Annotated in this window: 13 protein-coding genes; 7 read left to right on the plus strand and 6 right to left on the minus strand. The window is 32.1% G+C overall.

Translation table 11 applies throughout. The annotated features are described in order from the left end of the window. The coding region (locus tag RMO70_RS12525) for a DUF983 domain-containing protein (protein ID WP_310556778.1) at window positions 1-384 on the minus strand (384 nt) is incomplete at its 3' end. A gap of 111 nt (window positions 385-495) precedes the next feature. On the opposite strand from RMO70_RS12525, the gene RMO70_RS12530 reads away from it, so the two are divergent. Continuing rightward, window positions 496-2403, plus strand: coding sequence for an ATP-binding cassette domain-containing protein (locus RMO70_RS12530; RefSeq protein ID WP_310556779.1), 1908 nt, complete (start codon window positions 496-498; stop codon window positions 2401-2403). An 86-nt stretch (window positions 2404-2489) separates the two neighbouring features. On the opposite strand, the gene RMO70_RS12535 is transcribed toward RMO70_RS12530, so the two are convergent. From RMO70_RS12535 to alaS, 3 genes are all read right to left on the minus strand, one after another. Continuing rightward, window positions 2490-3263 carry a hypothetical protein gene (locus RMO70_RS12535; protein ID WP_310556780.1) on the minus strand — a complete coding sequence of 258 codons (774 nt, stop codon included), beginning with the start codon at window positions 3261-3263 and terminating at the stop codon, window positions 2490-2492. Between the two features lie 318 nt (window positions 3264-3581). After that, on the minus strand, window positions 3582-3872 hold the full coding sequence (locus tag RMO70_RS12540) for a hypothetical protein (RefSeq protein ID WP_310556781.1): 291 nt from the start codon (window positions 3870-3872) through the stop codon (window positions 3582-3584). A 498-nt stretch (window positions 3873-4370) separates the two neighbouring features. Beyond that, window positions 4371-7025, minus strand: a complete 2655-nt coding sequence (gene alaS / locus RMO70_RS12545) for an alanine--tRNA ligase (protein ID WP_310556782.1) — start codon at window positions 7023-7025, stop codon at window positions 4371-4373. A 335-nt stretch (window positions 7026-7360) separates the two neighbouring features. Here alaS and RMO70_RS12550 point away from each other — a divergent pair, with 335 nt between their 5' ends. Genes RMO70_RS12550 through RMO70_RS12575 form a run of 6 tightly spaced genes read left to right on the plus strand, consistent with a single transcriptional unit; the run spans window position 7361 to window position 11212 of the window. Continuing rightward, window positions 7361-8338: a M23 family metallopeptidase gene (locus RMO70_RS12550; protein ID WP_310556783.1), complete on the plus strand. Its 978-nt coding sequence runs from the start codon at window positions 7361-7363 to the stop codon at window positions 8336-8338. Then, entirely contained in the window at window positions 8338-8670 is a 333-nt protein-coding gene (locus RMO70_RS12555) for a MerR family transcriptional regulator (protein WP_310556784.1), read from the plus strand. Before RMO70_RS12550 ends, RMO70_RS12555 begins: the two co-directional genes overlap by 1 nt. A gap of 59 nt (window positions 8671-8729) precedes the next feature. Next, window positions 8730-9317, plus strand: a complete 588-nt coding sequence (locus RMO70_RS12560) for a LemA family protein (RefSeq protein ID WP_310556785.1) — start codon at window positions 8730-8732, stop codon at window positions 9315-9317. 56 nt (window positions 9318-9373) lie between these two features. Beyond that, window positions 9374-9811, plus strand: a complete 438-nt coding sequence (locus RMO70_RS12565; protein WP_310556786.1) for a TPM domain-containing protein — start codon at window positions 9374-9376, stop codon at window positions 9809-9811. Next, entirely contained in the window at window positions 9780-10604 is an 825-nt protein-coding gene (locus tag RMO70_RS12570) for a TPM domain-containing protein (protein WP_310556787.1), read from the plus strand. Before RMO70_RS12565 ends, RMO70_RS12570 begins: the two co-directional genes overlap by 32 nt. A 41-nt stretch (window positions 10605-10645) precedes the next feature. Beyond that, window positions 10646-11212 carry a hypothetical protein gene (locus RMO70_RS12575; protein WP_310556788.1) on the plus strand — a complete coding sequence of 189 codons (567 nt, stop codon included), beginning with the start codon at window positions 10646-10648 and terminating at the stop codon, window positions 11210-11212. Window positions 11213-11326: 114 nt separating this feature from the next. Here the strand turns inward: RMO70_RS12575 and RMO70_RS12580 are convergent, their stop codons facing one another. Further along, entirely contained in the window at window positions 11327-12358 is a 1032-nt protein-coding gene (locus RMO70_RS12580) for a hypothetical protein (RefSeq protein ID WP_310556789.1), read from the minus strand. Next, entirely contained in the window at window positions 12355-12609 is a 255-nt protein-coding gene (locus RMO70_RS12585) for a hypothetical protein (protein ID WP_310556790.1), read from the minus strand. The genes RMO70_RS12580 and RMO70_RS12585 overlap by 4 nt, the downstream gene beginning before the upstream one ends. Window positions 12610-12612: the final 3 nt, after the last annotated feature.

Raw genomic sequence — 12612 nt, forward strand, 5'->3', positions numbered from 1 at the left:
AACCTTTTTTCTCCAATCTTTATCAAAACCAATATTCAAATTGATCCAAATATTTCTAGAAAGCCTCATTATAAATGGCATTAAGACCGTGAGCGAAATAAGAATCGTAATAAAACATGTTTTCAAGTTGGTTTTGAATACAAAATAGCAAATCAAAAATACAGCAACTCCAACCAAAACTCCAAGACCATAACTCACATACATTGAACCGTAAAAAAAGGAAGGCTCAATATTATAATGCAATCCACAATGGCTACATTTGGGGTTTAATTTTATGGTTTCTGACGGATTATAAAGATTTTTGCCTTTATACATACTTTCTTCATTACATCGTGGACAACTTCCTGTTAAAATACTATAAAATGTGGATCCTTTTTTTAACATTTGCAAAAAATTTAGTTTGCCATTTTTTTGGCATTGTAAATTTACGGTTTATAAGATGATTTAGAGTACTCTTTTAATCTTAAAATCGTTCAATCTTTTAATTAAAACGTAATGTTAAACATACACAATTTGTCGGTTTCCTTTGGAGGAACTTATTTGTTTGAAGAAGTAACTTTCCGAATGGGCGCTGGCGATAGAGTAGGACTCGTGGGGAAGAACGGTGCTGGAAAATCTACAATGCTTAAAATTTTATCAGGTGATTTAAAGGCTGATTCTGGTCAAATTGCTACTGAAAAAGAAGTGCGAATTGGATTTTTACGTCAAGATATCGACTTTGAACAAGGAAGAACCGTTCTTGAAGAAGCCTATCAAGCGTTTACGGATATAAAAGAAGTTGAAAAAAAATTGGAACACATCAATCATCAATTGGTCACTAGAACCGATTATGAAAGTGACGAATATTCTCAAATTATTGAAGACTTATCTGAATATACGCATCGATTTGAACTTTTAGGCGGTTACAACTATGTTGGTGATACCGAAAAAATTCTACTTGGATTGGGTTTTAAACGAGAGGTTTTCAACAATCAAACGGAGACATTTTCTGGAGGTTGGCGTATGCGTATTGAATTGGCAAAATTATTATTGCAAGCGAACGACATTTTGCTTCTTGATGAGCCAACCAATCACTTGGATATAGAAAGTATCATTTGGTTGGAAAGTTTTCTTCGTAATTATCCTGGAGTTGTAGTTATTGTATCGCACGATAAAATGTTTTTAGATAATGTGACGAACAGAACCATCGAAATTTCGTTAGGAAAAGCTTACGATTTCAACAAGCCGTATTCGCAATATTTAGAATTACGCCACGAAATTCGTGAAAAACAACTAGCAACTCAAAAGAATCAAGCCAAAAAAATTGAAGAAACCGAAAAATTAATTGAAAAATTTCGTGCCAAAGCCTCCAAAGCCTCTATGGCGCAATCGTTGATTAAAAAGCTGGATAAAGTAGAACGAATTGAAGTCGATGAAGACGATAATTCAGTTATGAATATTTCGTTTCCTGTGTCTAAAGTACCAGGTAAAGTGGTTATTGAAGCAGATAAAGTAACCAAAGCGTATGGAGATAAAACCATTTTAAAAGATATTTCTCTTTTGGTAGAAAGAGGAAGTAAGATTGCTTTTGTGGGTCAGAATGGACAAGGTAAATCCACTTTTATTAAAGCTATTGTAAATGAGTTTGAATTCAAAGGCGAAATCAAATTAGGACATAATGTTCAAGTTGGCTATTTTGCACAAAATCAAGCCGAATATCTTGATGGAGAGATTACTTTATTACAAACAATGGAAGACGCCGCTACGGATACCAATAGATCCAAAGTTCGAGATATGTTAGGTTCGTTCCTTTTTCGCGGTGACGATGTGGAGAAAAAAGTAAAAGTACTTTCAGGAGGCGAACGCAATCGATTGGCGTTATGCAAATTATTGTTGCAGCCTATTAATGTTTTGGTGATGGATGAGCCCACGAATCACTTGGATATCAAATCTAAAAATGTATTGAAAGCGGCCTTGCAAAAATACGAAGGAACACTTTTGTTGGTTTCTCACGATAGAGATTTTCTTCAGAATATGTCGAATATTGTGTATGAATTTAAAGATCAAAAAATCAAAGAATATTTAGGCGATATTAATTACTTTTTGGAGCAACGCAACCTTGAAAATATGCGTGAAGTCGAGAAAAAAGATATTGAAAAAAAGGAAGCGCCAGTTACAAATTCAAAAGCTTCTTATGAGGATCAAAAGAAAAGCAAATCATTGCAAAATCGATTGAGTAAAATTGAAAGTCAGATTAAAGAATTGGAAAAAAACATTCAGCAAGATGACAAAGCTCTGGCCTCTAACTATGACAAACATATTGAAGACGCCTCCTTCTTTACAGCATACAACAAGAAAAAAGGTGATTTGGATAAATTGCTGGAAGATTGGGAAATTGTTCAAGGAGAGATTGATACTTTATGATTTTGAATTAATTGACATCCACTATAAATTTAAAACCCTTTCAAGATTTTACATTGAAAGGGTTTTAAAACGGTTTTTTAAATAATCTAATAGGTGTAAACTACGGTTTCATCTAAAACGTTATTTTGATACCTTTTTTCTTCAGTAGGATAACCATTAGCATTATAAACATACTGTGTGGTTCTAATGTCTGTAGTTGTAGACCCTCCATTAAAAGTTACTGTTGTTACAGCTGTTTCTTTTGTTTGATTGTTACTGCCAATAAACTCTATTTTATCAAACCCTAATATGTTTTTTAACGGATTGTTTTTGGTATCGTACTCATAGGACTCGACAATAGTAAAAGAAGGAACGCCTAATAATTCGCTTCTTACTAGATTGCCATTAGTATAGGTTTTCTCATAAGATGAATTTACAGTTACAGTACCCGTTTGATTATCAATACTAGATTGGGTTTCGGTTATAGTTCCGTCTGTATTTAGTACATAATCAGTTTTATAATTTGAAGGAGAACCTACTTCTGCTATAAGGCTATAAATTAAAACATTATTAACATATGTAAAGGTTTTGGTCTCATCCAATAAACCATCAGTTCCAAAAGTTTCAGTTTTGGTAATATTATTTCCAGTATAGGTATATACTTCTTTACCGCCATCAGCATAAGTTATTTTATTTAACTTATTACCATTGTAACTTAAATCAATTGTTTCAGTCTCAATTGTTCCATTGCTCAAAACATTGAAGTAAACAATTCTTTTGGCTAAATTTCCAGTTGTTGCAACTGGTACTGTATCATCGCTTTTCGAGCAAGAAGTTGTAGCGATAATTGTAAGACTTAATAATAAAATTATTTTTTTCATAGTTAATATTTGATATTAATTTTTTGCAAAAGTAGCAATATAAATTATGAAATCTAATTGTTGCTTGTAAAACCCCCTTATTAAATTAATTTTTTTATTAGTGAAAAACCCAAGTAATACCTTAAGATAATTAGTTACTTGGATTCCTGATTTTATATTTTCAAAGTTATCTTCTAATAATAAGTTATCACTGTTGAAATTGGTGTTCCATTACCGCCAGAATAAATAGGATAATCATCTTCGTTGTATGAATAAGCAATGCTAGTCGTTCCAACCTCACCAGTATTCAAGGTTCTTGTTGTAGATGTTAAACAATTATTATTTAATGAGTAAGAGTGTTTGTGATTTAATAGAGCATTGTAACCAATAATATTTTATGTTATTTTTGTTATCATAAATGTAACTTGTTTCAAAAGCAACATTCATAAACGCATTTGTCGAATGATTGTACATAGATTTATTGGCAGTTACAAAATTGTTATTTTGTTCGTTAATAGTGGTTCTTGAATGCAAATACTCCATTCCGCCAATAATGCTAATTGTTGATTTTGTACACAAAGTAGTTCCATCAGTATTGTATTGATAAGCAAATTTACTTATCGAACCCATTCCAGGTCTTGATTCTTTATGTGTTTTAACTCTTTTGTTTGGGAATAGGTATAATATTTTTCGTTTGATAGGATATAGTTGTCAGTTGGGTTTATTTTATAGAACCATTTTTCAGCAACAATTAAATCATCTAGGTATGTGAATTCAGTTTTTGAAATTTTATAAATATCAGTATTGTCAATTCGTAAAATTTTATTTCCTTCATAAATAAAAGTACTAGTCGAAATGACCGCTCCATTTTCAGAAGTTGTTATAGTATTTGGTAATACAGTTTTTGCGAAAGAATTTGTAATAGCCTCGTTATCTGAACAAGAAATTAAAACGAATAAAAAGCTGGCGAGTAAAATGAATGATTTTTTCGTAATTAAATAAGTTTAGTTTTTAATTAGACGAAAAAATAGAAAATGGTTGCGTGAATAATCGCACTAAAAAACAACAAAAAACGCTAATGGATAACCCAATTGATTGTTTATTAGCGTTTTAAATTTTATAAAGTTTTTATTTCACAAAAGTTACAGCGTTCTCCAAAGCTTCCTTAATTCCAGCAACATCTTTACCTTTTCCTGATGCAAAAAATGGCTGTCCGCCTCCGTTTCCGTCAATGTATTGTCCTAATTCTTTAATTACTGCGTTTGCATTTAAGTCTTTTTCGGTAACTAATTCTTTAGCAATATAGCAATGAATATTTGGCATATTGTCTTCAATGGATGCCAGAACCACAAATGAGTTTGGCTTTGAAGTTCCTAAAGCTAGAGTCAAATCTTTAGTGGAACTCATACTCAAATCGACTTGTTTTACCAGAAAATTAATGTTATTTACAACTTCAAATTCTGCTACCAAATTTTTTTTCAAACCATCAATTTTTTCTTTCAATAATTGTTCGATTTGTTTTTTCAGTTTCGTGTTGTCGTCTTGCAAAGAATTTACTGCCTTCAAAACATCTTGTGGATTTTTTAAAGCGACTTTAACTTCATCAAGTGTATTTTCTTGCAAAGCAAAATGCGATTTTACAGCATCACTAGTAATGGCTTCAATACGGCGTATTCCCGCCGCAACTGCTCCTTCTGAAACAATTTTGAAATGCCAAATTTCAGCAGTGTTTTTCACATGAATTCCTCCACACAATTCCATACTTTCTGCAAACTTAATAGCACGAACATTATCGCCATATTTTTCACCAAACAAAGCCATTGCGCCTTCTTCTAACGCTTGTTTTATTGGAATGCTTCGTCTTTCTATTAATGGTAATTGCTCGTGAATTCTAGTATTTACAAAATTTTCAACTTCTAATAATTGTTCCTCTGTAACTTTCGAGAAATGAGAAAAGTCAAATCGCAAATTATTTGGGTTGACCAAACTTCCTTTTTGCTCGACGTGCGTTCCCAAAATGGTTCGCAAAGCCAAATGCATCAAGTGCGTAGCCGTATGATTTCGAGAAGATAAATCTCTTAAATCGGTATTAACTTTTGCAGAAAAACTGCCGTTTACGTTTTCTGGTAATTTTTTAGAAAAATGTAAAATTAGGTTGTTTTCTTTTTTGGTATCTACTATTTCTATTGATTCATTTGCAGAAACCAATGTTCCTTTATCACCAACTTGCCCACCACCTTCTGGATAAAAAGGTGTTGCATCGAGAACAATTTGATATAAAACGCCGTCTTTTTTAGAATCTATTTTTCGGTAACGAGTTATTTTTACGTCATTTTCTGAATGATCGTAACCTACAAATTGTTCCGTGTTTCCTGCAACCAAAATTGTCCAATCGTCGGTTGACATTTCTGATGCGGAGCGTGAACGATTTTTTTGTTCCTGCATTGCTTTGTCAAACTCTAATTCATTGAATGACATATCTTTTTCTTTCAAAATCAAAGCCGTTAAATCTTTTGGGAAACCAAAAGTATCGTATAATTCGAATGCTTTTTCGCCTGAGACTTCATAACCTGAAGTTTTATCAATCACAGAATCCAACAATTGTAATCCTTGATCCAAAGTTCTTAAAAATGAAGCTTCTTCTTCACGAATTACGTTGGTCACCAATTGTTGTTGCGATTTGATTTCTGGGAAAAATTCGCCCATTTGGTTCGCTAGAACTTCAACCAATTGATTGATAAAAGGTTCTTTCATATTGAAAAAAGTAAATCCATAACGAATGGCACGACGTAAAATCCTGCGAATTACGTAACCTGCACCTGTATTGGATGGTAATTGCCCATCGGCAATGGCAAAAGCTACAGCACGAATGTGATCTACAATTACTCTAAAAGCAATATTTTTTTTATTTAATTCATCCAGTTCCCTTGATGGAGATCTAGTTGATAAGTCTTCATTTGAAGCATATTTATATCCAACAATAGATTCAACTCTTTGTATTAAAGGAGTAAAAACATCAGTATCGTAATTGGAAGTTTTTCCTTGTAGGGCCATGCACAAACGTTCAAATCCCATTCCGGTATCGACGTGTTGCTCTGGCAATTTTTCTAGAGAACCATCAGCTTTTCGATTGAATTCCATAAAAACATTGTTCCAAATTTCAACCACTTGAGGGTGATCTTTGTTAACTAAACCTTTGCCAGGAATTTTATATTTATCTAATGTTGAACGAATGTCAACATGAATTTCAGAACAAGGTCCACAAGGTCCTTGATCTCCCATTTCCCAAAAATTGTCTTTTTTGTTTCCTAGAATAATTCGGTCTTCGTCGATTAATGTTTTCCAAATATCCCAAGCTTCTTGATCGAAAGGCACATTGTCTTCTTGGCTTCCTTCAAAAACGGAAACATATAAATTTTCTTTTGGGATTTTATATACTTCGGTCAACAATTCCCAAGCCCAAGTAATAGCTTCTTTTTTGAAATAATCGCCAAAAGACCAGTTGCCTAGCATTTCAAACATCGTGTGATGGTAGGTGTCAAAACCTACATCTTCCAAATCGTTGTGTTTTCCTGAAACGCGAAGGCATTTTTGGGTATCGGTAATACGTTGTGATTTTGGCGTTCCGTTTCCAAGAAAAAATTCTTTGAATTGTGCCATCCCTGAATTGTTAAACATTAGGGTTGGGTCGTCTTTTAGGACAATTGGTGCTGATGGTACTATTAAATGTCCTTTGGATTCAAAGAATTTGAGGTATTGGGTGCGAATTTCTTTTGATGTCATTTTTTTAATTTAAAGTTTTAAAGATTTAAAAATTATTTGGGATTGAATCTTTCAATCTTCTAATTGTTTAATCTTTTAGTTTCTTTTGCCCTAGATAGCAGTGAAAAGCTTCGAGTTTTAGAAATTTATTTTTTTCTTGAGCTGGCAGAGCGACCAAAGGAAGCTCCTGCTGGCTCGTAGAAAAAAAGATTTCTGAACGAGAACTTGAACGAATAGCTAGATTAGGCACATAAATAATGAAGAATTGTTTACTATTTGAAACATTTTCTACATTATTTCGTCTAATATTTTGTTACTTTGTAATAATGACTGCAAAAATAGGTTTTTTTTAAGATATGAAGAAAGTAAAATACTATTACGATTCTGAAAATTTAGCGTATCGCAAGATAAAACCCAAAAAAGGACAAAATTTGGGTTATATAGGTTTGTTTTTACTGGCTTCTGCATTGTTTGGTTTTTTGTGTTTTGTTGCTTTAATCAATACTTCCTATTTTGAAACTCCAAAAGACCGTTTGCAGGCACGTGAAATCGAGAATTTGAAATTGAATTATACCATTTTGAATAAAGAGATTGATGAATTGGATGCGGTTTTAGCTACTATTGAAGATCGAGATAATAATATTTATAAAGTATATTTTAACAATGCTCCCATAAGTGAGGTTTCGACAAAAAAAACGATTGTAACTAATAGAAGGTTTAAAGAATTGTTACGGTTTAACAACGAAAAATTGATTTCTAGTACTTCTGAAAGGGTGAATATGATTGCAAATCAATTGGTTATGCAGTCAAAATCACTGGATCAGATATTGAAACTCTCCAAATCAAAAGAGATATTTTTAGCTTCGATTCCTGCAATTCAACCCGTTAAAAATGAGCAGTTAAGACGAATGGCGTCTGGTTTTGGTTATCGAAGTGACCCGTTTACCAAGGCTAGGAAAATGCATAAAGGGATGGATTTTACAGCACCAACTGGAACGCCTGTTTATGCTTCGGGCGATGGAATTGTGAAACGTGCTGATGCTGGCGCTTCTGGTTTTGGGAATCATATTGTGATAGATCATGGTTATGGTTACGAAACGATTTATGCGCATTTGAGTCGCTACAATTGCAAAGTGGGTAAGAAAGTAAATCGTGGTGATATTATAGGTTTTGTGGGTAGTACGGGAAGAAGTCAAGCGCCACATTTGCATTATGAAGTGCATAAAAATGGGCTGGTTGTTAACCCAATTAATTTTTATTATGGAAATATATCAGCAGTGGAATATTCTGCTATTGCTAAATTAGCAACACAAGAAAATCAATCCTTAGATTAATGCACATCAATTTACCTGAAAATAAAAGATATTATAGTATGGGCGAAATCGCCGTGGCGTTTGACGTGAATCAATCTCTCATACGGTTTTGGGACAAAGAATTTGATATTCTGAAACCTAAAAAAAATGCTAAAGGCAATAGAATGTTTACTCCTGATGATGTCAAAAACTTGCAGTTGATATATCATTTGGTCAAAGAAAGAGGTTTTACGCTCGAAGGTGCAAAAGTACATTTGAAAGAAGGACAACAAAAAACATTAAATAAATTTGAAATAATTCGTAAATTGGAAATTGTAAAATCGCAATTGACCGCAATTAAAAATGATTTATAATTGTAACGAATAAATAAAACGAAGACTAATATAACAAACTAACTTTAAAAACAGAAAAAATGGATTTTAAAAAATTTTTACCTTGGATAATCGGATTGGGAGCTATTTTAATTTTAGCGATGTGGTATTTTGGAATACAAAATACAGCCTTGGGATTTAATCAAGCCACTGAAAAAGAATGGGGAAATGTAAATACTGCGTACCAACGAAGAAATGATTTAATAGGAAACTTAGTGAATACTGTAAAAGGGGCTGCTGATTTCGAAAAAAGCACGCTAACAGCTGTTGTTGAAGCGCGAGCTAAAGCAACATCAGTTACAATTGACCCAAAAAATATCACGCCAGAACAATTGGCACAATTCAATCAAGCCCAAAGCGGAGTTTCATCTGCTTTATCAAGACTTTTGGTGAGTGTTGAAGCTTATCCTGCCTTAAGAGCTAATGAAAATTTCTTAAAACTACAAGATGAATTGGCTAGTACTGAAAATCAAATTTTGACAGCTAGAACTCGTTTTAACGAATCTGTTCAAGGATATAATAGTTATGTTTTAGCACAACCAAGAAATATGTTTTTAGGTAAATATCCTGAAAAAGCGTACTTCAAAGCAGTAGAAGGTGCAGAAAAACCTGTAGAAGTTAAGTTTTAAAAAAAATAAATAGCAAATTTTCGAATGTACAGTAAATCATTTTTAAATGTATAATAATGTCTAAAGTTGAAGATTTTTTAACCAAAGAAGAAGAGCTCGAAATTATTGAAGCCATTCGTGTCGCTGAAAAAAATACTTCGGGAGAAATTCGTATACATATAGAAAAAGAAACTTCTGTTGTAGCTATTGATCGCGCAACAGAAGTTTTTAACACCCTTGAAATGCACAAAACCAAAGAGGCTAATGGCGTTTTGATTTACGTTGCTGTCAAAAGTAAACAATTTGCGATTTGCGGAGACAAGGGAATAAATGAGGTTGTTCCAAATGATTTTTGGGAAACTACAAAAAATGTGATGGCAAATCATTTCAGAAACGGTAACTTCAAACAAGGATTGGTAGATGGTATTTTGAAAGCTGGTGAACAACTCAAAAAATATTTTCCTTTTGATGATAATGATACCAATGAATTGTCTAACGAAATTTCTAAAGGATAATATTTTGAAAAAATTACAACTTCTGTTTTTTTGGCTGTTGCTTTTCGGTGCTTTTTTTAGCCAAAATGGAGTAGCACAATTTACAATTCCACCAAAACCTGAATTTCAAACCTCGGTTTATGACTATGCAAATGTATTTAGTGCAAACGAAAAAAGCCAACTCGAAGAAAAACTCATTAAATATGCCGATACCACTACAACTCAAATTGTAGTCATCACTATTGAAACTCTTAAAGGGGAAGACATAGGGATTTTAACGCCAAAATGGGGACAAGAATGGGGCATTGGTGGTACCAAGCAAAACGACAATGGCGTTATTATCTTGCTATCCAAAGCTGAAAGAAAAATTTGGATCTCCGCTGGTTATGGTTTAGAAGACAGACTTACAGCAGGAATTGGTGGTGAAATAACCCGAAATATTATTATTCCAGAATTTAAAGCTGGAAGTTACTACAATGGACTTGATAAAGGGACTGATGCGATTTTTGATATTTTTAAAGGAAAATACAAAGGCGAGAGAAAACGAGAGAAAGAAAAAGGATTTCCAATTTTGCCAATTATTATTGTTGTTGTTTTTATATTGATATTTATTTCAAGAAGTAAAAATAATGGTGGCAACTCGGGCAACCGAGGAGGCGGAATCGATTTGTTTGATATGATTATTCTCAGTAGCCTTGGTAGAAGCGGTGGCGGTTCTTCTGGTGGTGGTTTTGGAGGTTCTTCTGGCGGCGGTTTCGGTGGCGGTTTTGGCGGTGGCGGATTTTCTGGTGGCGGAAGTGGTGGTGATTGGTAAAATAGGCATAATTACAATCAGCCTATTTAAAAAATAAAATAATGAAAAGATTTTTTTTACTGTTTCCAATCCTTCTGATTTCAAATGCAATTTTTGCTCAAGTTTCTAGTTTTACAAGAAATAAAGAAAGTTATACTCAGGAAATTTTTCCGTACAAAGGAGTTAGAGCCATTCAAATAGATGAAGTGAGTTCGCCTGATCACGAAGAAAATGTTTTTATTTTCTCTAAAGTAGAAAAAAATGCCAATCCGGATATAATGTATTTTCAGCGATTTACTAAAATAGATGGAAAATGGACACTCAAAATACTTTCGACAATTGAACACAAAGGAATTATTTCATCTTGGGGAAGCAGAAAAGCATTTGGCGATTTTAATAAAGACAAAAGTGTTGATGCATTTTTTATTTATGGACTTTATGATGCTGGCTTTAAGCAACAAACTGTGCATTTGATTTTTTCTCAATTTGATAAAATTTATACTATTGAAGCCAATATTTCAGATAATTTTGAAACAGACATATTCTCCGATAATTTTGACTCATTAGATGAAAATATAAAAAAAGAGATTTTGGATTACTGGTCTAAATTGGATAAGCTCGATAAATAATTTCAATTAACGCATAACTTTTGCGATACAAATCATTGTTTCCATTTTCGTGTTCCTTTAAATAGAATTAAGAAGGTTACCAAAAATAAAATGGGTAGAATTAAAATGAGTAATTCATTTTTCGACAATTATTTTTATAAAATCTTGAATTATCGTTTTTGCTTCTTCAATTTTTTCGTTTTCAATTATATTTTCTTGAAGATTTTTTAATTCTATAATTTTAGATTCTAAATTTTCTTGTAAATCTGGATATTGGTTAGCAATAAAATGCATCAAAATTAACACATCGTCAATATTTTCTGCTAAACTAGAAACTACATATTTAGAATTGAGTAAATGAATATAATATTCATTTCTTTGAATTTTGAATTCTGGAAGTGTCAAGTTGAATCCAGAATTTAGTTCCTCGAAATTCAAAAAAGTGTTGGTATTGTTTTTTTCATTTATCAATCCTTCAAAAATTATTTTTTTTTGAGATATTGATAAAATCGATGCTAAATCATTAGTTTTTAAAACCTCTTTTTTAAGATAATAATTTACCAAATTACTATTTGAATACAGATTTTCTAAAAATAAATTATTGGAACTACTCGCTGCATAGGAATTTACAAAAAAATCAATTTCATTTCTTAACCTTTCATTATCATCTTTGATTTTACTGATTTGAGTATATTTTTTAATTAAATCAATTTGATAAATCAATGTGTTTTTGTCCGCCGAAAAACTAACCAGTAAAAAATAGTACCCTTTCTTTTTGCTTTTTTTGAGTAATAAAACTTGCTCTTTTTCTTGAATAAAACTGTTTTTTACGTTACGCAAATGTATTTCTGAATTGAATCCTTCACTATTTCGATATTCCACATTTATACTGTCTAATTTTGATCTTTCGCCAAAAGTGTATGTTCCATATTTATCTTGAGTGTATGGTTTTTCTGGATTTATTATATTATTTACTTTAAACTTATATACCAAATTTGGTTTGTATTCATTATAAGGTTTTTTGTTTTCTAAATCGGTAATTAATTTTCCATCTGATGTTATGACAATCAAATCACTGTTCATTGCTTGGTTGATGTATTGTGCACAAACACTCGTTGTAAAAAACAGCAATATAAACTGAATTTTTAATGATTTGATATGTTTCATTTTTTGAATTTTTGAATTAGCATAAAAACGAGACTAACTATTAAAACATAGAAGATTAAATTTTTTAAAACATTTCCCCAAAGGTAACCCTCTTTAAAACCTTCGACACAATCTCCACAGGATTCGTAATTTGAAAACGGAAAACCAATGCCCATTAATCCATCAACGTTTCTGTTGTCATTATAGCTTAAAATCGATGTGATTATTAGAATGACAATACTATAAATAATTATTTTAACTATTTTTTTCATTTT

This window comes from Flavobacterium sp. (genome assembly GCF_031422135.1).
Taxonomy (GTDB): Bacteria; Bacteroidota; Bacteroidia; order Flavobacteriales; family Flavobacteriaceae; genus Flavobacterium.